At 49.9% G+C, this 20,981-nt stretch carries 16 protein-coding genes and 1 tRNA gene; 9 read left to right on the top strand and 8 right to left on the bottom strand.

Annotated elements, in window-relative coordinates; genetic code table 11:
- Positions 1–45: 45 nt before the first annotated feature.
- A complete protein-coding gene (aceB, locus tag EYB30_RS10435) occupies positions 46–1,650 on the top strand; it encodes a malate synthase A (RefSeq protein WP_166838856.1) in 1,605 nt (534 codons plus the stop codon).
- Between the two features lie 307 nt (positions 1,651–1,957).
- Here aceB and EYB30_RS10430 read toward each other — a convergent pair whose 3' ends face one another.
- A complete protein-coding gene (locus EYB30_RS10430) occupies positions 1,958–2,896 on the bottom strand; it encodes a LysR family transcriptional regulator (RefSeq protein WP_166838855.1) in 939 nt (312 codons plus the stop codon).
- 228 nt (positions 2,897–3,124) lie between these two features.
- Here EYB30_RS10430 and EYB30_RS10425 point away from each other — a divergent pair, with 228 nt between their 5' ends.
- Together EYB30_RS10425 and EYB30_RS10420 are read left to right on the top strand one after the other, a co-directional pair.
- Positions 3,125–4,720 carry an isocitrate lyase gene (locus tag EYB30_RS10425; RefSeq protein WP_166838854.1) on the top strand — a complete coding sequence of 532 codons (1,596 nt, stop codon included), beginning with the start codon at positions 3,125–3,127 and terminating at the stop codon, positions 4,718–4,720.
- Positions 4,721–4,895: 175 nt separating this feature from the next.
- Positions 4,896–6,524, top strand: a complete 1,629-nt coding sequence (locus EYB30_RS10420; protein WP_206674619.1) for an HNH endonuclease signature motif containing protein — start codon at positions 4,896–4,898, stop codon at positions 6,522–6,524.
- A 57-nt stretch (positions 6,525–6,581) separates the two neighbouring features.
- On the opposite strand, the gene EYB30_RS10415 is transcribed toward EYB30_RS10420, so the two are convergent.
- Positions 6,582–9,344 (bottom strand): hybrid sensor histidine kinase/response regulator, encoded by a 2,763-nt coding sequence (locus tag EYB30_RS10415; RefSeq protein WP_166838853.1) that lies wholly within the window; start codon positions 9,342–9,344, stop codon positions 6,582–6,584.
- A gap of 225 nt (positions 9,345–9,569) precedes the next feature.
- On the opposite strand from EYB30_RS10415, the gene EYB30_RS10410 reads away from it, so the two are divergent.
- From EYB30_RS10410 to EYB30_RS10385, 6 genes are all read left to right on the top strand, one after another.
- A tRNA-Phe gene (locus EYB30_RS10410) sits at positions 9,570–9,645 on the top strand.
- 146 nt (positions 9,646–9,791) lie between these two features.
- Positions 9,792–11,957 (top strand): prolyl oligopeptidase family serine peptidase, encoded by a 2,166-nt coding sequence (locus tag EYB30_RS10405; protein WP_166838852.1) that lies wholly within the window; start codon positions 9,792–9,794, stop codon positions 11,955–11,957.
- 198 nt (positions 11,958–12,155) lie between these two features.
- Positions 12,156–13,370 (top strand): phosphopentomutase, encoded by a 1,215-nt coding sequence (locus EYB30_RS10400; protein ID WP_166838851.1) that lies wholly within the window; start codon positions 12,156–12,158, stop codon positions 13,368–13,370.
- Between the two features lie 9 nt (positions 13,371–13,379).
- Complete coding sequence (deoD, locus tag EYB30_RS10395) at positions 13,380–14,081, top strand: purine-nucleoside phosphorylase (protein ID WP_166838850.1); 702 nt, start codon at positions 13,380–13,382, stop codon at positions 14,079–14,081.
- A gap of 30 nt (positions 14,082–14,111) precedes the next feature.
- A complete protein-coding gene (gpt, locus tag EYB30_RS10390; protein WP_166838849.1) occupies positions 14,112–14,582 on the top strand; it encodes a xanthine phosphoribosyltransferase in 471 nt (156 codons plus the stop codon).
- Positions 14,582–15,151 carry a nucleoside deaminase gene (locus EYB30_RS10385; RefSeq protein WP_166838848.1) on the top strand — a complete coding sequence of 190 codons (570 nt, stop codon included), beginning with the start codon at positions 14,582–14,584 and terminating at the stop codon, positions 15,149–15,151. Before gpt ends, EYB30_RS10385 begins: the two co-directional genes overlap by 1 nt.
- A 45-nt stretch (positions 15,152–15,196) precedes the next feature.
- Here EYB30_RS10385 and EYB30_RS10380 read toward each other — a convergent pair whose 3' ends face one another.
- The 6 genes from EYB30_RS10380 to EYB30_RS10355 all read right to left on the bottom strand — a co-directional run bounded on the left by EYB30_RS10380 (position 15,197) and on the right by EYB30_RS10355 (position 20,859).
- Positions 15,197–15,421 (bottom strand): VF530 family protein, encoded by a 225-nt coding sequence (locus tag EYB30_RS10380; RefSeq protein ID WP_166838847.1) that lies wholly within the window; start codon positions 15,419–15,421, stop codon positions 15,197–15,199.
- A gap of 68 nt (positions 15,422–15,489) precedes the next feature.
- The gene (locus tag EYB30_RS10375) at positions 15,490–16,497 is read right to left on the bottom strand and encodes an isocitrate dehydrogenase (RefSeq protein ID WP_166838846.1); all 1,008 of its coding nucleotides are present in this window, start codon (positions 16,495–16,497) and stop codon (positions 15,490–15,492) included.
- A gap of 173 nt (positions 16,498–16,670) precedes the next feature.
- A complete protein-coding gene (locus EYB30_RS10370; protein WP_166838845.1) occupies positions 16,671–17,114 on the bottom strand; it encodes a DUF3192 domain-containing protein in 444 nt (147 codons plus the stop codon).
- Complete coding sequence (gene xni, locus EYB30_RS10365) at positions 17,101–17,910, bottom strand: flap endonuclease Xni (protein ID WP_166838844.1); 810 nt, start codon at positions 17,908–17,910, stop codon at positions 17,101–17,103. Before xni ends, EYB30_RS10370 begins: the two co-directional genes overlap by 14 nt.
- Complete coding sequence (gene ppnN / locus EYB30_RS10360) at positions 17,911–19,269, bottom strand: nucleotide 5'-monophosphate nucleosidase PpnN (RefSeq protein ID WP_166838843.1); 1,359 nt, start codon at positions 19,267–19,269, stop codon at positions 17,911–17,913.
- A 33-nt stretch (positions 19,270–19,302) separates the two neighbouring features.
- Complete coding sequence (locus EYB30_RS10355) at positions 19,303–20,859, bottom strand: GGDEF domain-containing protein (protein ID WP_166839333.1); 1,557 nt, start codon at positions 20,857–20,859, stop codon at positions 19,303–19,305.
- Between the last annotated feature and the right edge of the window lie 122 nt (positions 20,860–20,981).

Raw genomic sequence — 20,981 nt, 5'->3', positions numbered from 1 at the left:
ATAACAGCATGAGCATGGGTGTTGGCCGCTAAAAAGGACAAATTTATGACAACAAGCATTAGCCGCGCCGGTTTAACGATCAAGGCTCCGTTAACCAGTGCTTATGACAGTATTCTGACCGAGCAGGCCTGCGCCTTGCTGGTTGAACTGACCCGCGAGTTCCGGCCCAGGCTGAAACAATTACTGGCTGACCGCCAGAGCACGCAGCAACGCTATGATGCTGGCGCGTTACCGGATTTTCTGCCGCAAACGGCAAATATCCGTCAGTCTGATTGGCAAGTCGCAACTATACCTGCCGACTTACAAGACCGCAGGGTAGAAATTACCGGTCCGGTCGACCGCAAGATGATCATTAATGCGTTAAACGCTGACGTTAAAGTGTTTATGGCCGACTTTGAAGACTCGCAGGCGCCGAGCTGGGCTGGCGTGATTGAAGGCCAGATCAACCTGCGCGATGCCAACCTGGGTACTATCAGCTATACCGATGAGCAAACCGGCAAACACTATGCATTAAAGGATAACCCGGCGCTATTGATTGCCCGGGTACGTGGCCTGCATTTGTGGGAAAAGCACTTGCTGGTAGATGGCGAGCAGATCCCAGGCGGCCTGATGGACTTTGCGCTGTACTTTCTGCACAACTATCAAACCCGTTTAGCTAACGGCACCGGTGTGTATTACTACATACCTAAGCTGCAAAGCCACCTGGAAGCCAAGTGGTGGGATGATGTGTTTCGTTATACCGAGCAGAAATTCAGCCAGCCAATTGGCACGGTGCGCGCTACGGTATTGATAGAAACCCTGCCGGCTGTGTTTGAGATGGATGAAATTCTATATATGTTGCGCGAGCATATCGTGGCGCTTAATTGCGGCAGATGGGATTATATTTTCAGTTATATCAAAACGTTAAATAACCACCCTGATAGAGTGTTACCAGACCGGCAGGTGGTAACGATGAAACAACCGTTTCTAAATGCCTATTCGCGCTTACTGATTAAAACCTGCCATAAGCGTGGCGCCTTGGCGATGGGCGGTATGGCGGCCTTTATTCCGGCGAAAGATGCGGCACAAAATGCGGCTATTCTGGCCAAAGTTACCGCTGACAAAGAGCTGGAAGCCAGTAACGGCCACGACGGTACCTGGGTGGCGCACCCTGGTCTGGCCGCGACAGCTAATGCGGTGTTTGCTCAGTATCTGGCCGGCGGCAAGCCAAATCAGCTGGATGTCAGTCGTGCTGACGATGAAGAGATTACCGCAGCACAGCTGTTAGAACCCTGTGACGGTGAGCGCACTGAAGAGGGCATGCGCACCAACATTCGCGTGGCGCTGCAATATATTGCCGCCTGGATCAGTGGTAAAGGCTGCGTGCCAATTTATGGCCTGATGGAAGATGCTGCCACGGCGGAGATATCCCGCACCTCGATTTGGCAGTGGATTAAACATGGTAAGAGTTTGTCTAATGGCAAGCTGATTACCAAAACCCTGTTTGCTTCTATGTTAGAGGAAGAGGCAAAAGTGGTGCGTACAGAAGTGGGTGAAGCAGCTTGGGCAGAGCAAAATTTTGCCCGCGCACAAAGCTTACTGCTGGATATCACCACCTCTGATCAGCTGGTAGATTTCCTGACCCTGCCAGCCTATCAGTTACTTGATTAACACCTGAGTAAACCAAGCAAAAGGCGCTGACTTGCTGACAGCGCCTTTTTTATGGCTTCAAAGTTGATACATCCAAGGCCGGCGGCGTGAAAAAGACCCTGTTGAAGGAGTCGGGGAGTGTCTGAGCCCTGCCGTAGGCATTAGGGCGAGTCGCCCCGGCGAGTGAGGCAGGGGGTTTTACTAAGCCAGCAGCAAAGCTTCGGCTGCAACTCCCGCTTTGGCTCGCCACAGCAACTCGCTCGCGCTTGCGCACTCACTCAGACACTCTGTGTCGACCAAATCGGGATTCCAGCCTTCGCTGGAGGGTTTAGTTCAACTCATCTGCGGTTTCAACAATCAGTCTGCGAAACCAAATATGGCTGGCATCTTGGTGCAGCAGTGGGCTCCAAATCATCTTTAGCTCAATCGACGGTATGGCAAAGGGCGGATCCATAATGGCCATCGTCGGGTCATTCTCATACAACTTAGCGGCGCGGCTGGGCAGGGTAGCAATTAAATCGATGCCAACGGCCAAATGCATGGCGACATGGTAGTTGCGGGTAAATACCGAAATACTGCGCTGCTTGCCCAGTTTAGCCAGGGCTTCATCTACCCAGCCCAGTTTTTGCACGTCTTTCGGGTCCATACCCACGCCAACGCCAAAGCCGGTTTTACTGACCCAGATATGCTGCGCTTTTAAGTAGCTGTCTAAATTGAAGTTTTTAAGTACCGGATTTTGCACATTAATTAAACAGGAAAAGCTGTCGCGCCAGACGGTTTTCTGGTGGAACGACTGCGGCAACTGGTCAAAGCGGTTAATGGCCATATCGACTTTGCCGTTTTCAACGTCATGAAAAGTCACATCGGACGGCGTCATAATATCCAGGCTGGTATGCGGCGCCAGTACACGCATTTTTTTCAGCAGTGCCGGTATTAAGGTTGAAGCGGCATAGTCACTGGCCATAATACGAAACACACGCTGGCTGTTTAGTGGCTCGAAGTCTTTATTCGGCTGCAGGGTTTCCTCCAGTGTCAATAAAACACCGCGCACCACCGGTGCTAACTCACGCGCACGTTCGGTCGGTACCATGCCATCTGAGGTGCGCACTAAGATAGGGTCGTTGAGCAAATCGCGCAGCCGTTTTAAACCATTGCTCATCGCCGGCTGGGTGATATTCAGCTGGTTGGCCGCGCGGGTGACGTTTTTCTCGCGCAGCAGCACATCTAAGTACACCAGCAGGTTTAAATCCATCTTATTAATATTCATCAGTTTAATAACCCAGCCTGTTTGCATAACCTGACTGAATCATAGCATTGGCAGGCTGGCTGCCGTCAAGCCAACTTTGGTATTAATGCTATGAATGGCCAGCATCACAAAAATCACCTTTATGAATTATCAAAATGAAACCTATAGTGTAAGGCAACAGGTAACCATTCAGCCTGGGAACAGTCAGCGTCCGGCAAGCCGGGCAATAAGCAACAAGAGGATACTGCTATGTCAGCTTACCAAGATGCAATACAACAAATCGCCAGCTTACGTCAGCAAAACGGTGACGCCTGGAGCGCAATAAACCCTGAGTCTGCGGCGCGGATGAAGCTGCAAAACCGGTTTCATACTGGCCTGGATATTGCCAAATACACGGCGAAAATTATGCGCGCCGATATGGCCGCTTATGATGCTGACAGCAGCCAGTACACCCAATCTTTAGGCTGCTGGCATGGTTTTATTGGCCAGCAGAAACTGATCGCCATTAAGAAACATTTCGGCACCACTAAACGTAAATATCTGTATTTGTCCGGTTGGATGATAGCGGCGCTGCGCTCTGAATTTGGCCCGCTGCCGGATCAGTCGATGCATGAGAAAACCGCTGTGCCGGCCTTAATTGAAGAATTGTACACCTTTTTAAAGCAAGCCGATGCGCGCGAATTAGGCGGCTTGTTCCGTGAACTGGATGCTGCTAAAGCCGCTGGTGATAGCGCCAAAGCGGCAGCGGTACAAAGCAAGATTGATAACTTTGAAACCCATGTGGTGCCAATTATTGCCGATATCGACGCCGGCTTTGGTAATGAAGAAGCCACCTATTTACTGGCAAAGAAAATGATTGAAGCCGGTGCCTGCGCTATTCAGATTGAAAACCAGGTGTCGGATGAAAAGCAATGCGGCCACCAGGACGGTAAGGTTACCGTGCCACATGCTGACTTTTTAGCCAAAATAAACGCTGTGCGCTATGCCTTTTTAGAACTGGGCGTGGACGATGGCATTATCGTGGCCCGTACCGATTCTTTGGGCGCTGGCTTAACCAAGCAAATTGCGGTAACGAATGAACCCGGCGATTTGGGCGATTTATACAACAGCTTCTTAGACGGCGATGTCATCAGCGGTGCCGACGATATTGCCAATGGCGATGTCGTGGTAAAAGCCAATGGCAAGCTGTTAAAACCAAAACGCTTAGCCAGTGGTTTATTCCAGTTTAAGCAAGGCAGCGGTATCGACCGTGTAGTGCTGGATTGTATTACCTCACTGCAGCACGGCGCTGATTTACTGTGGATTGAAACCGAGAAACCGCATGTGGGCCAGATTGCTGAGATGGTAAACCGTATTCGCGAAGTGGTACCCAATGCCAAACTGGTGTACAACAACAGCCCCAGCTTTAACTGGACACTGAACTTCCGCCAGCAGGTATTTGACGCCTGGAAAGCGGCCGGTAAAGATGTGTCGGCCTATGACCGTGCCCAACTGATGAGTGCTGACTACGATGCGACTGAGCTGGCACTGGAAGCCGATAACCGCATTCGTACCTTCCAGGCCGATGCGGCGCGTGAAGCGGGTATTTTCCACCACCTGATCACCTTGCCAACCTATCATACTGCCGCGCTGTCTACTGACAACCTGGCTAAAGAGTACTTTGGTGCCGCCGGTATGCTGGGTTATGTCGAAGGTGTGCAGCGTAAAGAAATCCGCCAGGGCATTGCCTGTGTTAAACACCAGAATATGTCGGGCTCTGATGTGGGAGATGATCATAAAGAGTATTTCTCTGGTGAAGCGGCGTTAAAAGCTGGTGGTGCGCATAACACTATGAATCAGTTCTAAATGTTAAGTTAGGTTTTACACTACGTGGTCAGGTAACTGACAGTTTGGGCAGCCATTGGCTGCCCTTTTTTTAATAAAAAATTCATATCTGCGCTATTTTTATCCAAATAATTTGCTTTAGTGTAATGGTGCTGTCGGCGGTGGCGCTGACAGTATTTAGCCAAGGACAACCAGCATGAAAAAAATAACAATGAAAAACCTATCGCTTGCACTGGCATTATTTAGCTGTATCACTGGCGTCGCTCAGGCAGCGGTGCTTAATGGTGGCTTTGAACAATGGAGTGGCAACCAGCCGGCCAGTTGGAGCCTGATTGACAGTGGCATTAAGCTGAGTCCATCTACCACTATAAAGCTTGTCGGCGATAAAGCGGCTGCCATTACGGTTAACACCAGTGATCAGGCCAATACCGATATGCGGCAGTCAGTGAGTGTCAGCGCCGGGCAAACGTATAACTTCAGCACTGCGATATATCATACTGAAGGCAATGTCCGCGCCCGGCTGTATGTCAATGGCTACCAGGGCTACTCTAATGAGAACCTGACCGGGCAATGGCAAACGTTAAGCTACAGTTATACGGCAAGTAGCAATACCACGATTGAGGCGGGACTGCGGTTTTATGATGTCAGTGGCTTTGATGGCAGCGAGTTGGTGTATGTTGATGACTTCCAGCCAAGCGCTACACCGGTTGAACCACCGCCGGCAGGTTGTGCTGCAACCACGGCAACCTTCTCGTTAACCACAGACGGTTATGCCAGTGAAACCAGCTGGCAGCTGACAGATGGCAATAACCAGCAGCATTATGCCAGTGGCAGCCTGAGTAACAACACCAGTTACACCGAGCAGTGGTGTCTGACTGATGGCGAATATAGCTTCCGCATTGATGACAGTTACGGCGATGGTATTTGCTGCAACTATGGCAATGGCAGCTATAGCCTGAGCATAAACGGCGTTGACGTCTTCAGTGGTACTCATTTCAGTTATCAGCAAACGCATAGTTTTACCCTGGGCAGTAGCGGTGATGATGGCACCGATCTGGATGCCTACTACGCCGAGGCGGCCGGGTTAACCGGTTATACGTTAAAAACGGCTTTGCATAATATTATTAAAAGCCATACGGCGCAGGGTTACAGTGCTTTGTGGACGTTTTATACCGTCAATGAACTGGATAATTATTATGAGCAAGACGGCACTATTTTAGATATTTACTCAGAAAACCCGACGGCAACTGACGCTTATGTTTATGCCGCGGGTGTGAACCAGTGTGGTACCTACAACAGTGAGGCCGATTGCTATAACCGTGAGCATTCGTTTCCGCGCAGCTGGTTTGGTGGCGCGGTAGAGCCGATGAACTCAGATGTGCATCATATCTTCGCCACTGATGGCTTTGTTAACTCAAAACGCAGCAGCTATCCGTACGGTAAAGTCGGCAGTGCCAGTTATACTTCCGCAAATGGTTCTAAGCTTGGCACAGCGTTAAGCAGCAGTGGTTATAACGGTACTGTGTTTGAGCCAATCGACGAATTTAAAGGTGATATTGCCCGGGCGTATTTTTATATGGCGACCCGTTATCAGAATCAATTGGCCGGCTGGCAAAATAACAGCACTGAAGCTAACGCAGCGCTTAACGGCAGCAGCACGCAAGTGTTTGAAAGTTGGCTGTTGCAGCTGTTAAAGCAATGGCATCAGCTGGATCCGGTGAGCCAGAAAGAGCGCGACCGTAACGAAGCGGCACATCAATATCAGGGCAACCGTAACCCCTTTGTTGACCATCCGCAGTTTGTTACAGCAATCTGGGGCAACTAAACCAAATGTGTTAACGAAAACGCCAGCATGTTGCTGGCGTTTTTCTGACCCCCCGGGTTAATAGCGCTGCTTCACATAACTGACGACATCATGATACTTCTCCTGCATCAGGCGGATATGTTCGTTAATTACCGCCCAGTCGCTTTCTTCAGCGGCTTTTTCCAGTTTTAAAGCTTGCTCGGCCAGGCCCAGCGCGCCGATACTTTTGGCAATGGCTTTAAACTGATGTGCAATTGAGCGCACACCGCTGCGCTCCTGTGCACTGACATGCTGCGCCAGCGTTTGTAGTAAATCAGCAGCGTGTTTAACAAAGTAGTTTAAATGTTCTTCATGCTTGGCCGGATCGTTGCCGAGAAAGTTGGCAATGGTGGTAAAACAAATCGGCGAATTGTGCTGGCCATTATCGCTGCTTTGCGCAAGTGGCTTTTTGCTGTCAACCGGATGCGGTAACCAACGCGACAACATGGTCTCTAATGTGGCCAGTTCAATCGGTTTGGTAATATAGCCGTCCATACCAATACTCAGGCACTTTTGCTCTTCGCCTTTTAACGCATTGGCGGTCACCGCTATAATACGGGTAAATTCAGCGCCTTCACCGCTATGCAGGCTCTCTTTACGGATAGCGATAGCTAAGTCGTAGCCACTCATGTTGGGCATATGCAAGTCGGTCAGCAACAAGGGATAGTGGTAGTTGCGCCATTTTTCCAGCGCTATAGCTCCATCGTCTGCCACTTCTACCGCATAGCCCAGGGCGTTAAGCTGGTCGACAATGACGCGCTGGTTCATCAGATTATCTTCTGCCAGTAACACCAACCGCCGCTCTTTACGGGCCTGCTCAATCGATGGGGCCGCTGCCACGGCAATCTTTTCGCCGGGATACACTGGTTTGGCTTTGCGCTTAGCGGCAATTAACACAGCGTCATACAAGTGACTGCGGCAAATCGGTGAGCTATGCAGGTAGTAAACCCTGTCATTACTGCGCTCTGACAGCTCGACCTGATTAGTAATAACAACAAATTGTACCTGACTCATACTCTCCAGTTGCTGCAACTGGTCAATCTGGTTCGCCGAGATCTGCTCATAGGTAGCATCCAGCACCCAGACCGCCGCTTGCTTCGGTGGCAGCGGTTTTAGTTGCTGTGCCCGCTGCAGCAGGCTGTCAAACTGGCTTTCTGTCTCCAGTTCTGCGCCGGCATGACGGAAATAAGCCTGTAAATGCGCCTGATTTTGCTCATCACTGCTAAATAAACACAGATGCACATCACGCAGCAGTTCTTTATCCAGATAGTGAATTTCATCTGAACGGCGCATCGGGATACGCACTGTGAACTCTGTGCCTTTGTCTACCTGGCTGCTAACGTTGATGTCACCGTACATCAGTGTGGTCAGGCGCTGGCAGATAGATAAACCAAGGCCGGTGCCGCCAAATTTACGGGTAATAGAACCTTCGGCCTGGTTAAAAGGCTGAAACACATAGCTGATCTGGCGCTGTGTCATGCCTTTACCATTATCAATAATGCTGAACTGGATTTGGCTGAAATCCATATTTTCTTCCAGTAGTTCAGCTTTAATCACCACTAAGCCGGTTTTTTCCGGTGTGGTCTGGGTAAATTTAATCGCATTACCGGCCAGGTTGTACAAAATTTGCCGTAAACGCACCGGGTCGCCAATCAGACCATCGGGAATGCGTGGGTCGATAAACAGCTTTAAATCAATCTGGCGTTGGTGCGCCACCGACACCAGAATGCGGCCTACGGCTTCAATAATGTCTACCAGTGATAGCGGTATGGTTTCCAGCTCCAGTTTACCCGCCTCTATTTTTGAGAAATCCAGAATGTCATCCAGAATACGCAGTAGTGAGAACGACGATTCGCGCACGGTGTCTGTCATACGAAATTGCGAAGTAGATAATTGGGTTTTGCGCAGTAAATCGATAGTGCCGATAATGCCATTCATTGGCGTGCGAATTTCATGGCTCATTGTGGCCAGAAATGTCGATTTGGCTTCGTTGGCTTTTTCGGCGGTAAGCTTAGCGGTTTCCAGCGCGTCAGTGCGCTCTTTAATCCGGGTATCTACTTCGAGCTTCAGGTTCTTGATATTTTGTTCCGACTCGGCCAGCGCTTGCTGCGCCAGCTCAATTTTACGGAATAATTGGTTAATATAGCTGCCCAGGGTGCCATAGCTGTCTTTACTGTGGCTGTCGAGGCTGGCGCTAAACTGATCTTTTTCCAGTGCCTGGCGGGTGCCTTGCAATAGCGGTTTAATACGGCGGCTAAAAAAGCCGGAGATGCCGGTGGCAAACAACGCACTTAATATTAAAGCCAATACCAAACTGGCAGCAAAAACGCTGGCAAAAGGCCACCAGGGTTTGATATGCAGGCGCTGAACGTAGATCAGCAGCGCCTGTTGCTGGTCAGCCAGCCCCACCAGCTGGTGCACGACCAGATAGCTATCTTGCTGATCAGCGTTGTCCTGCCAGGTTGGCTGTGGCACATAACCCTGCACATTGTTGGTGTTGGCAATAAGTTCGCTGTCGCCGTTGTCGGTTGCCCGGTACAGATAGATAGCACGGTCTGTGTCACCGCTGCGCGTTTGAAACAGAATTTGCTCCGCAGCGCTGATATCGTTGCGTTGTAACAGTGGTGTCAGGGCTTTGACAACCAAACGGGCGTCGGCAGTTAGCCGCTCCAGTTGTTTATCCGTAACATCGGCCTCAGGCTTATTCAGCAGGGCAAACAGCGCCGCCTGCGCCAGCAGTGCAATCAATGACAGCAGAGCAAGAGGTTTAAATATGGCTTTACTAAATGAGCTATTTTCCATTCGTTGTCCAATGTTGGGCTGCGCATAAAGCAGGCTGGCTAATATATTGGGCATTTTAACAATGTTGGCTAGTAAAGTAGCTGCTTATTTGGTTGTTAATGCCGCCTTTTTTTCATTAATTGCTGTCTATTGCAGCGTTTTGTTCAATGAATAAGCTAACGCACCTTGCCAGTTAAAATATCTGTTGACTTAATATCGTAAAATCCGTTTAATACGACCCGCGTTGCCCAGATAGCTCAGTCGGTAGAGCAGCGGATTGAAAATCCGCGTGTCGGTGGTTCGATTCCGCCTCTGGGCACCATCATTATGCTAAAGCCCGTCTTAGGACGGGCTTTTTGCTTTTCCGACAACCGCCACGTAAAACCTGTTGAGCAGAAATAGGCAAAACCGGACATCTTTGTTAAGCTCATCCGCGTTATAACAACAAGAAACAGGGAGTCCCCGTAAATGAAACACCTCTTTAGTATTCTCACCGTATCTTTGCTGGCCGCCTGTGGCGGCGCACCGGGTACCGACAGCGTAAATGAGCCGAACAGTATTACTATGACCGAATCGAAACAAGCCGCTATTACCTATCCGCAAACGGCGAAAGGTGATGTGGTAGACAGCTATTTTGAGCAACAAATTGCCGACCCGTACCGCTGGCTGGAAGATGATCGTAGCAGCGAAACTGAAGCCTGGGTAAAGGCACAGAATAAGGTAACCTTTAGTTACCTGGAGCAAATTCCGTACCGCGAGCAAATCAAACAAAAGCTGGCCTCTTCATGGAATTACGAAAAAGTCAGTGCGCCATTTAAAGAAGGTAAATATACCTATTTTTATAAAAACGATGGCCTGCAAAACCAGTATGTGTTGTATCGCCAGTTAGACGATGGCACAAGCGAAGTCTTTTTAGACCCGAATACGTTTAGCGAAGACGGTACGACTTCACTGGCCGAAGTCAGCTTTTCTAAAGACGGTTCTAAGCTCGCGTACTCGATTTCAGAGGGCGGTAGCGATTGGCGCAAAATTATCGTTATTGACGTTGAAACTAAGCAGCCGCTGGAAGCAGAGCTGGTCGATGTAAAGTTTAGCGGTATCAGTTGGCGCGGCAATGAGGGCTTCTATTATTCCAGCTACGACAAGCCGGATGGCAGTGAACTGTCGGCCAAAACCGATCAGCATAAGTTGTATTATCATAAACTGGGTACAGCACAAAAAGAGGATGCTGTGGTCTTTGGTGGCACTGAGGCAGAAAAACATCGCTATGTTGGGGCTGCTGTCACCGAGGATGACCGCTATTTGTTGATTTCAGCGGCGGTGTCCACATCTGGCAATAAACTGTTTTTAAAAGATTTAACCAAGCCTGATAGCCCGCTGGTAACAGTGCTGGATCACACGGATTCCGATACTGAACTGCTGGATAACGACGGCAGCAAGCTATATCTGGTGACGAACCTGAATGCACCAAACAAAAAAGTTGTGGTGGTGGATGCGGCTCAGCCCCAAGCTGAGCACTGGGTTGACCTGATCCCGCAAACTGAACATGTGCTTAGCGTTTCTACCGGTGGCGGCTACATCTTCGCCGAGTATATGGTCGATGCGATAGCGAAAGTGCAGCAGTATGATTACAGCGGTAAATTAGTGCGCGATATCAGCCTGCCTGGCGTGGGCAGTGTTGGCGGCTTCAGCGGCAAAAAAGCTGATGACACCTTGTATTACACCTTTACCAACTATACCACGGCACAAACTATTTATCGTTTTTCGCCAGCAGAAGGTGAGTCGGCGTTATACCGCAAATCAGGTGCTACGTTTGACAGTGAGAACTATGTGTCTGAGCAGGTGTTCTACAGCTCAAAAGATGGCACTAAGGTGCCGATGATTATCAGCTACAAAAAAGGTTTAAAACGTGATGGCACTAACCCGACCATTTTATACGGTTATGGTGGCTTTAATGTCAGCCTGACGCCGGGGTTCAGTATTCCAAATGCGGTTTGGCTGGATATGGGTGGCGTTTATGCGGTGCCGAATCTACGCGGCGGCGGCGAGTACGGCAAAGCCTGGCATCAGGCGGGTACGCAGTTACAAAAGCAAAACGTGTTTGATGACTTTATTGCTGCGGCCGAATATCTGCAACAGCAAGGGTATACCTCCAGCAACAAGCTGGCGATCCGCGGTGGTTCAAACGGTGGCTTGCTGGTGGGCGCAGTCATGACGCAACGGCCAGAGCTGGTTAAAGTGGCGTTGCCGGCGGTTGGTGTGCTGGATATGCTGCGTTATCATACCTTCACTGCTGGTGCGGGCTGGGCGTACGATTATGGTACCAGTGAGCAAAGCAAAGAAATGTTTGACTACCTGTTGGGGTATTCACCGGTGCACAACGTGAAAGCCGGCGTGACTTATCCGGCAACCATGGTTACCACGGCCGATCATGACGACCGTGTGGTACCGGCGCATTCGTTTAAGTTCGCTGCCGAGCTGCAAGCCAAAGATGCCGGAGTTAACCCGCAGTTGATCCGTATTGAAACCAATGCTGGCCATGGCGCCGGCACGCCGGTGTCAAAACAGATTGAGCAAATGGCGGATATCTTCAGCTTTACCTTATACAATATGGGGTATCAGCAACTGCCATAACGCAGGTTTTGCTGACAAAACCCGCCGTTATGGCGGGTTTTGTGTTTTTAGCGCAACAGGCAGTTGTAAAGATTTATGCTTCGTTTTACACTGCGTGCCCTTTTTAAAAAGTGTCTGTCTGCTGTTGTATCGTCCGGCCAGCGGTTATGCTGGGATGATTAAGTCGCAAGACAGCGCAAAGATGTCAGGAGCAGGACGATGGCAAAAAAAGCAGTGATCCTGGTATTGGATAGTTTTGGCATTGGTTATGCGCCGGATGCCGCTACATTTGGCGATGTCGGTGCTAATACTTTTGCCAGTATTGCCAAAGCCTTTAAAGCGGTAAAAGGCCGCCAATTGGCGCTACCGAACCTGGCGCGACTGGGGCTGGTAAAAGCGGCTAGCGCAGCGTCGCAAGGGCAGCAAGCCGATGTGGCTGATACCGATGCAGTGGTTGGCGCCTATGGCTATGCCCGCGAACTGAGCAGCGGCAAAGACACCCCCAGTGGTCACTGGGAGATTGCCGGTGTACCGGTACTGTTTGACTGGGGCTATTTTCACGACAAAACGGACAGCTTTCCGCCGGCATTGCTTGATGAACTTTGTCGTCGCACCGGTGTGCCGGGCATTTTAGGCAATTGTCATGCTTCAGGCACCGATATTCTGGTACGGCTGGGTGATGAACATATTAAAACAGGCAAGCCAATTTGCTATACCTCGGCCGACAGTGTGTTTCAGGTCGCGGCGCATGAACAACATTTCGGTTTGGAAAAACTGCTGCAGTTTTGTCAGGTCGCGCGCGAATTATTGGATGATCACAATATTGGCCGCGTTATTGCCCGGCCATTTTTAGGTGATAATGCTGCTAACTATGCCCGAACCGGCAACCGGCGTGATTATTCGGTGTTGCCGCCAGCGCCAACAGTGTTAGATAAACTGACCGCTGCGGGGGGAACGGTGATCAGTATCGGTAAAATTGCTGACATCTATGCCCATCAAGGCATTAGCGAAAATATTAAAGCGACGGGGCTTGCCGCACTGATTGATACCACTGTGGCAGAAATGGCCACACAGCCAGATAATAGCCTGGTATTTACTAATCTGGTGGATTTTGACCAGAATTTTGGCCATCGCCGTGATCCGATTGGCTATGGCGAGGCGTTGGAATATTTTGACAGCCGCTTGCCCCAGTTAATGGCGGCCTGTGGTGATGACACCTTAATGATCCTGACTGCCGATCATGGCTGTGACCCCACCTGGCATGGCACCGAGCATACCCGCGAATATATTCCGGTATTGGCGTATAAGCCGCTGATGCAGGCAACCGATTTAGGCGAGCGCATGAGCTTTGCCGATATTGGCCAGACCCTGGCAGATTATTTTGCGTTGGACGCCATGGCGTACGGCGACTCCTTTATAGATAAAATTAACTAAGAGACCCTTATGGCTACTCCACATATTAATGCGCCAGCAGGCGCTTTTGCCCCTACGGTACTGATGCCGGGCGATCCGTTGCGTGCTAAGCATATCGCTGAAACTTTTTTAACCGATGCGGTTTGTGTCAATACCGTGCGTAATATGTTCGGTTATACCGGCACTTATAACGGGAAGCCGGTCAGTGTACTGGGCTCGGGTATGGGTGTACCGTCGATGTCAATCTACGCGACTGAACTGGTGAAGTTTTATGATGTGAAGAACATTATCCGCATTGGCTCCTGCGGCGGCTTGCCACTGGATGTTAAGGTGCGCGATGTGGTCATTGGTATGGGCGCCAGTACCGACTCCAGCGTAAACCGTAATCGCCTGGCCGGTATGGATTTTGCGGCGATTGCCAGCTTTGAATTGCTGGAAAAGGCCGTGAGTGCAGCACGGGCGAAAAATATTAATGTCAAAGTCGGTAATGTGTTTACCTCTGATTTATTCTATAACCCAAGCGAAACCCTGTTCGATACGCTGGAAAAGTATGGCGTGCTGGCGGTAGAAATGGAAGCAGCCGGTTTATATGGTGTGGCAGCAGAGTACGGTATTAATGCGCTGGCGATCTTTACCGTCAGCGATCATATCCGTACCGGCGAGGCCTTAAGTGCTGAGCTGCGTCAAACCAGTTTTAACGAAATGGTTGAAGTGGCCCTGGGCTGTTTATAATTGCCGTTTAATCTGTTGCAGGACAAAATAATGTCGTTATCCACTAATAAAATGTTTTATGTTTCCTGGGAAGCCTTTCACCGCGCAACCAAAGAGCTGGCGCATCAGTTGCTGGGCAAAAACTACAGCGCTATTGTCGCGGTAAGCCGGGGCGGCCTGGTGCCGGCAGCGATACTGGCGCGTGAATTAAATATTCGTGTGGTCGACAGTATCTGTGTTGCCAGCTATGAGCATGACAAGCAAGGCAGCTTAAGTGTGTTAAAAGATGCCAGCCTGGCCGATTCTGAGCAGCTGTTAGTTGTCGATGACCTGGTTGATACCGGTGAAACCGCTAAAGCGCTGCGCGAGCACTTTCCAAAGGCCTGTTTTGTTACCGTGTATGCCAAGCCGCAGGGTAAACCTTTGGTGGATCACTATATTACCGATATTGAACAGGACACTTGGATCCAGCTGCCCTGGGATATGGAACTGGCTTACAGCAAACCGCTGGCAGATAAATAATGAGCGCAGTACAGCAATTAACACTACATTTACCAGCATGGATTGACGAGGTCGTTGACTGGCAAAAAGTGTATCAAAACGATGAAGAAAAAATGGCGCTGGCGGTAGAGCTGTCCCGGCAAAACGTGCTGCGTGGTAGCGGTGGCCCTTTTGGTAGTGCTATTTTTGATTGTGCCAGCGGTAAACTGGTTAGCGTTGGTGTGAACCGCGTCATGCCGCTGCATAACTCGACGGCGCATGGTGAAATGATGGCGATAATGCTGGCAGAGCAAAGTGTGCAGAGCTTTAGTTTATCGGCCGACGGTGTCAAACGAGAGTTGTTTACGTCATGCGAGCCCTGCGCTATGTGCCTGGGCGGCACCTTATGGAGTGGTGTTAAACGCCTGGTGTGTGCCGCTACCGCAGACGATGCCCGTGCTATTGGCTTTGATGAAGGCCCGGTGTATGACACTAGCTACGATTATCTGAAAAATACCGGTGTTGAAGTGGTGCGACAGGTGCTGCGCGATGAAGCTAAAGCGGTGCTGGATGCTTACCTGCACAGCGGTGGCACCATTTATAACGGCTGATGCCAGTGCCCAGGTGTTATGCTCTGACCGGTTTGAAAAGCTTTATCAGCGCTGCTGATAAAGCTTTTTTGCAATATACAGCTGCTCGACTTTTTCCCGTGCCCACGGTGTTTTTCGCAGAAACTTCAAACTGCTTTTTACCGAGGGATCCACTTTAAAGCAGTTGATGTCTACCTGCTTTGCCAGACCAGGCCAGCCGAAATGGTCGACCAGGGCAGTAACGATTTGCTCCAGCGTAACGCCGTGCAGCGGGTTATTCGGTTGCGACATGCCATATCCTCGTTGTTGCTGACAAAAAAATAGCCACCAGAAGGTGGCTATTTTAGCAAAATAACGGCTTATAAACGCTCTAATACGGCCGCGGTAAAGTCAGTGGTACCAAAGCTACCACCCAGATCACGGGTCGTGCGGTCGCCGCTGGCAATGACATCGGCCAGAGCATTGCGGATTTTCTCGGCTTTATCCTGCATACCTAAGTATTCTAACATCTGAATCGATGCCAGGATCACTGAACTGGGGTTCGCCAGGTTTTTACCGGCAATATCAGGCGCACTGCCGTGTACCGCTTCAAAAATAGCGCAATCGGCGCCAATGTTCGCGCCTGGCGCCATGCCTAAGCCGCCAACTAAGCCGGCACACAGATCAGATAAAATATCGCCAAACAGGTTAGTGGTAACAATAACGTCGAATTGCTGCGGGTTCATCACCAGCTGCATGCAAGCATTGTCGACAATCATTTCCTGCGCTTCAATATCCGGATACTTAGCGGCCACTTCACGGGCAGTTTTTAAAAACAGCCCAGAGGTCGATTTTAAGATATTGGCTTTATGCACTATGGTCACTTTTTTGCGTTTTTCGCGCCGTGCTGTTTCAAAGGCAAACTCGGCAATACGACGGGCACCTTCTTTGGTGACAATACTGGTAGCTTCGGCAACCAAACCATCTTCCGATACAACCTGACCATGGCCTGAGTACATGCCTTCCGTGTTTTCCCGGATGGTGATAATGTCGATGTTTTCGTAGCGCGCCTTGGTGCCTTTAAACGAAATAACCGGCCGCACGTTAGAGTACAGATTAAACTTTTTGCGCAGGGTGACATTAATTGACGTGAAGCCTTCACCTACTGGTGTCGTCAATGGGCCTTTCAGCGTGATCTTGTTACGTGCTATGGCATCCAGCGTCGCTTGCGGCAGCAACTCACCGGTTTTCTCCAGTGCGGTCAAGCCGGCATCAACGTACTCGTAGTCAAAATCACAGCCAACTTTATCTAACACCGCAATAGCGGCTTCAACAATGCTCGGGCCTATGCCGTCGCCTTTTATGACAGTAATAGTTTGCTTGCTCATGGGGATCCTTAGCTGTCGTAATTATTCGAAAAGGGGCCTCTGACGGGCCTGGAAACGGCGCAGAATATAGCATTTTTCGGCACATTACGCCAGTTTGCGACGGGTTAACGCCAGTTTTGCCATTTATACCCTGTATAAGTTTGCTGAATGTTGTAATAAAACTACAATGTAACTTAGTCGGTAGTGCTGACAAGGGTTTGATATTGTTGCACTGCAGGAGCGCCTATCGCAATCAGGCGACGGTTTTTAAATAATAAGGCGGTGCATTCATCTGCCGTTGTGATGCCATCAGGGGTATTACGATGCGTACGGTAATATAACACCTGATACAGCTGGTTATCTGCTTGCAGGGCCGCGGTAATATCCGGGCTACCAAGACGCTGTAACACCTGCTGCTGGCTGATATTGTCGCTTAGCTGATACTGGCTGATGATCTTATGGTTAAACACTTCCCGGTCAACCCAGGTCATTTGTTCAACATCATCCGGATACCAGTTCAACACGGCAAGGGTCAGCAGCAGATAAATCAGGATACCCACGGCAAAGGCGCTAAGTTTGTTGTTATAAAGCCATACCAGCGCGGACGGCTTACTGTGGCTGTCGCTACGAAGTAGCATAACCAATACGCATTTGCTGCAGGTTCAGCCCCAGCTGAACATCTGTTTTTAAACTTAAGATTTGCATAAAGATTTTAATCTGCTCTTTGTGCTGTAAAATTTTCTGTTTTAACTTTTTATGGCAATCCGGGTGTTCCAGTGCCTCGGTAAGGGTAGCGCCCAGCGCCAGCAAGTCGTGAGCCCCTTTGGGGCCTATGCCGTTAACACCGGGAATATTATTGGTGCTGTCGCCGACCAGGCTCCAGTATCGCACTAGCTGCGAAGTATCAACGCCAAATTTTTGCAGCACGGCTTCAGCGCTGTGCTGTTGGCGGGCAAAGGCATCGTAAATATGGATCTGTGCCGACAACAAGGGTAAGAAACCTTTATCTGTCGATACTATGGTGACCTGTTGGCCATGCCGGGCCATCTTTACCGCAATGGAAGCAATCACATCGTCTGCTTCATAATCATCCTGTTGCACACTGTTAAAGCCGTTGTCTGATGCCTGCTGCTTCAACAGTGGCAAAGCCTCAGCCAGAATGGCCGGCATGGGCTTACGGTTGGCTTTGTAGTCGGGATAGAGCTGTTTACGCCAGACACTGTCTCTGCCATCAAATACCAATAAAGCGTGGCTGGGCTGCAGTTCCTGTTGCAGCCTTAGCAAGGCCTGGCGCAGCATGGCTTCAGTGTTGCGGATGATCTGCGTTTTGGTGCTTTCCGCTACGTCATCCGGCAAGGGCAAATAAGGCCGCTCCTGTACGGCGTACAGGCGGCGGATCAGGTTAAGCGCATCGATTAACAGCAAGTGGGTCATTTAGCGCACAACCTTGTAGCAGGGCTCGTATTTGCTGCCAGGCAGCTTCATCCGTCCCTGATCAACAAAGGCTTGCAGCAAGGTATCCATCATTTGCATCAGTTTAGGCTCACCACTTAGCTGAAACGGACCATGTTGGCGAATGGCTTTAATACCGTCGTCTTTCACATTGCCGGCGACAATACCGGAAAACGCCCGGCGTAGGTTTGCCGCCAGTGTTGCGCTGTCCTGGTTAAGGTGCAAGTCCAGTGCGGCCATATTCTGGTGATTCGGGATAAAAGGTTGCTGAAATCCCGGTTCTATTTGTAAGGTCCAGTTAAAGTGATAAGCATCACCCACTGATTTGCGGTAGTGGCGCACTTCAGCGGCGCCGAGCTTCAACTTACGCGCGACGGCGGGGGCGTCATCAATAATAATTTCAATCAGTTGTAGGGCGTTATCGCCCAGGGTGCTGGCGATAAAACTGGCGATCTCACGAAAATACGCTTCACTTTGTTTCGGGCCGGTAAGAATAATGGGCAAGGTTTGCTGCTGGTTGTCCTGGTGCAGCATGATACCCAGCAAGTAGAGTAATTCCTCAGCTGTACCGGCGCCGCCCGGAAACACAATAATGCCGTGGGCTACGCGGACAAAAGCTTCGAGGCGTTTTTCAATGTCGGGCAGGATCACCAGCTCGTTAACAATAGGGTTGGGGGGCTCGGCAGCGATAATGCCGGGCTCGGTTAAGCCAAGGTAGCGGCCACTGTTACGGCGCTGCTTGGTGTGGCCAATAGTGGCGCCTTTCATCGGGCCTTTCATCGCGCCCGGGCCGCAACCGGTACAAATATCCATACCGCGTAAGCCAAGCTCATAACCGACTTCTTTGGTGTATTTGTATTCAGCTTCATTAATGGAGTGGCCGCCCCAGCAGACAATCATATTGGGCTCGTTACTGGCATCGATAACACGGGCGTTACGCAAAATATCAAACACGGTATGGGTAATATGGGCGCTGTTGCTTAAATCCAGCCAACTTTTATTGCTTTGCAGCCGGCTGTGGTAAAACAAAATATCACGTAGCACCGCAAACAGATGCTCATGGATACCTTTGATAATTTGACCATCAACAAAGGCGCTGAGCGGTGGGTTAAACAACTCTATTTTGATACCGCGCTCGCGGCTTAGCAGGTTAACGGCGAAATCCTTGTATTGCTCATAAATTTCTGCTGAGCTGTCGGTATGGCTGCCAACATTCAGTACTGCCAGGCAGCAGTTGCGAAATAACCGGAAGGCCTCCTGCTGGGTGTTTTGTTTTAAATGGTCAACTTCCAACTGTGATAATAAGTCCATCGACCCAAGCGGGTTTAATTGCACATGCATGTGCGCTCCTTTGTTATCGTCTTGCGGCGGCCGTTAGTCGCCGGCTTTCAATATCACTTTATCGCGGCCGGCTTTTTTTGCCTCATAGAGTGCTTCATCGGCACGGTCAAAAGCGGCGCGGCCAGATTCAGATGCCAGCATCTGGGTGGCACCAAATGAAATGGAGATAGGGACACTGACATTTTTAAACTTAAACGGAATTTTTTTTATTTTTTCCCGCAGCTCATTTAATGGTGCGGCTATTGCTGCCAGCTCGGTTTCCGGAAACAACAGCACAAACTCTTCACCACCGTAACGGGCAATAAAGTCGGTTTCGCGCAGGTTGAGCTTCAGCGTTTTTGCAATCACTTTCAGTGTCTTATCGCCGGCGCTGTGGCCATAGCTATCGTTAATGTTTTTAAAGTGATCCACATCTGCCAACACGACGCAAAGTGGCTTTTTATAGCGTTGCCAGCGCTTAATTTCCAGTGCATAGCGTTCGTCAAAGGCCGCACGATTCGGAATTTCTGTCAGGGCGTCCTGCAAGCTACGGAAGTTCTGATCGGCAATCCGCTTTTTAAAGGTCGTCGCTTCAGTTTCCAACTCATCCAGCCGGCGCTCCATATCACCCAGCGTTAACAGCAACTGATGCCGCTCTTCTTGCTCCAGCTCGTTCTTCTCACGAAGTGAACCTGTGATGGCCGACAATTTTTCGCTGACCAGGTTTTTCAGCTGCTCCAGCGAGGTCGCTTTTTGGCTGGCCTGGCCCAAATGTTCAATTTGCTGCGCTATTTGCTGGTTTAGCAGCTGCATTTTTTGTTTGAGTTCAGCCGAGCTGTTTAATGATGAAACAACAGCTTGTTGCACACTGGACAATGCATCGTTGAGTTTCAACAGAAAACTTTCGGCAGACTGGCGCTCGCGGTTAATGCTGTTGATAATGATGCTGATGGTTTTCAGGCAGGCTTCCAGCAGCGCATCTATTGGCAATTTGTCCAGCAGACTAAGGCGGATTTTATCCATTTCCGTTGCGCTATCTTCAGCAAATGCCAGTTCGCTGAGTAAGTTCGTTAACTCAACACTGATTTGCCGGCAAATATGGCTGTAGCGGTCTTCATCATTACTGCTGCCATTGTTCAGTTGCTGTTTAGCTTGCAGGGCGTGCTGATACAATTTTGTCAGATCATTGAGGTAGGGTAAAAAGGCATGTACGGTGGCCGATGGCTGCTCTACTTTACCCAGCAGCATGCGTAGGTCTCGGCGTAATTGATCCGGTAAGCCTTTTTGTTGCTGTAACAACTTGCCAGCCTCAGCCAGGCCTTGCTGCACTTTTAGCACGTCAGCCTGGTGCTTAGACTCGAGTTGTTTCAGGTTTTCGCTGGTACCCTCGATAAAAGGCAGCAGTTTTTCCAGATCGGTGCCGCGATTTAACTCGGTACGCAATTTCGCCAGCCGGTTGTCCAGATCAACATCTACACCTTTGCAGGCTAACGACAGTCTGGAGACAAATAATGCCAGAATTTTAAACTGTGCTTCATAAGTGTCCTCCAGCGCTTTACGCGCGTTGAGGGCATTGGTCAATTGTCTTTGAGTGTCGTCCTGCAAGGCCATCACCTGAGCGTTCGTGTTAAATCCATGTTTAGACTTAAGTATATCGACAATCGCGCTAAATGCGATCACTGATTAGTGATAAAAGTGACTAAACAAAAAAACAGCGGACCAAAAGGTCCGCC

This window comes from Rheinheimera pleomorphica, assembly GCF_011634895.1.
Classification (GTDB): domain Bacteria; phylum Pseudomonadota; class Gammaproteobacteria; order Enterobacterales; family Alteromonadaceae; genus Alishewanella; species Alishewanella pleomorphica.
The sequence above is the reverse complement of the archived record's forward strand: the minus strand, read 5'-3'. Positions and strand labels throughout refer to the sequence as shown.

Bases quoted from the DNA above. Each gene is read 5' to 3' on its own strand.
- gpt (WP_166838849.1), top strand. From the start codon at position 14,112: ATGTCGTTATCCACTAATAAAATGTTTTATGTTTCCTGGGAAGCCTTT.
- EYB30_RS10370 (WP_166838845.1), bottom strand. From the start codon at position 17,114: ATGCTACTTCGTAGCGACAGCCACAGTAAGCCGTCCGCGCTGGTATGG.
- aceB (WP_166838856.1), top strand. From the start codon at position 46: ATGACAACAAGCATTAGCCGCGCCGGTTTAACGATCAAGGCTCCGTTA.
- EYB30_RS10380 (WP_166838847.1), bottom strand. From the start codon at position 15,421: ATGTCGCAACCGAATAACCCGCTGCACGGCGTTACGCTGGAGCAAATC.
- xni (WP_166838844.1), bottom strand. From the start codon at position 17,910: ATGACCCACTTGCTGTTAATCGATGCGCTTAACCTGATCCGCCGCCTG.
- ppnN (WP_166838843.1), bottom strand. From the start codon at position 19,269: ATGCATGTGCAATTAAACCCGCTTGGGTCGATGGACTTATTATCACAG.
- EYB30_RS10355 (WP_166839333.1), bottom strand. From the start codon at position 20,859: ATGGCCTTGCAGGACGACACTCAAAGACAATTGACCAATGCCCTCAAC.
- EYB30_RS10415 (WP_166838853.1), bottom strand. From the start codon at position 9,344: ATGGAAAATAGCTCATTTAGTAAAGCCATATTTAAACCTCTTGCTCTG.
- EYB30_RS10420 (WP_206674619.1), top strand. From the start codon at position 4,896: ATGAAAAAAATAACAATGAAAAACCTATCGCTTGCACTGGCATTATTT.
- EYB30_RS10385 (WP_166838848.1), top strand. From the start codon at position 14,582: ATGAGCGCAGTACAGCAATTAACACTACATTTACCAGCATGGATTGAC.
- EYB30_RS10430 (WP_166838855.1), bottom strand. From the start codon at position 2,896: ATGAATATTAATAAGATGGATTTAAACCTGCTGGTGTACTTAGATGTG.
- EYB30_RS10400 (WP_166838851.1), top strand. From the start codon at position 12,156: ATGGCAAAAAAAGCAGTGATCCTGGTATTGGATAGTTTTGGCATTGGT.
- EYB30_RS10425 (WP_166838854.1), top strand. From the start codon at position 3,125: ATGTCAGCTTACCAAGATGCAATACAACAAATCGCCAGCTTACGTCAG.
- EYB30_RS10375 (WP_166838846.1), bottom strand. From the start codon at position 16,497: ATGAGCAAGCAAACTATTACTGTCATAAAAGGCGACGGCATAGGCCCG.
- deoD (WP_166838850.1), top strand. From the start codon at position 13,380: ATGGCTACTCCACATATTAATGCGCCAGCAGGCGCTTTTGCCCCTACG.
- EYB30_RS10405 (WP_166838852.1), top strand. From the start codon at position 9,792: ATGAAACACCTCTTTAGTATTCTCACCGTATCTTTGCTGGCCGCCTGT.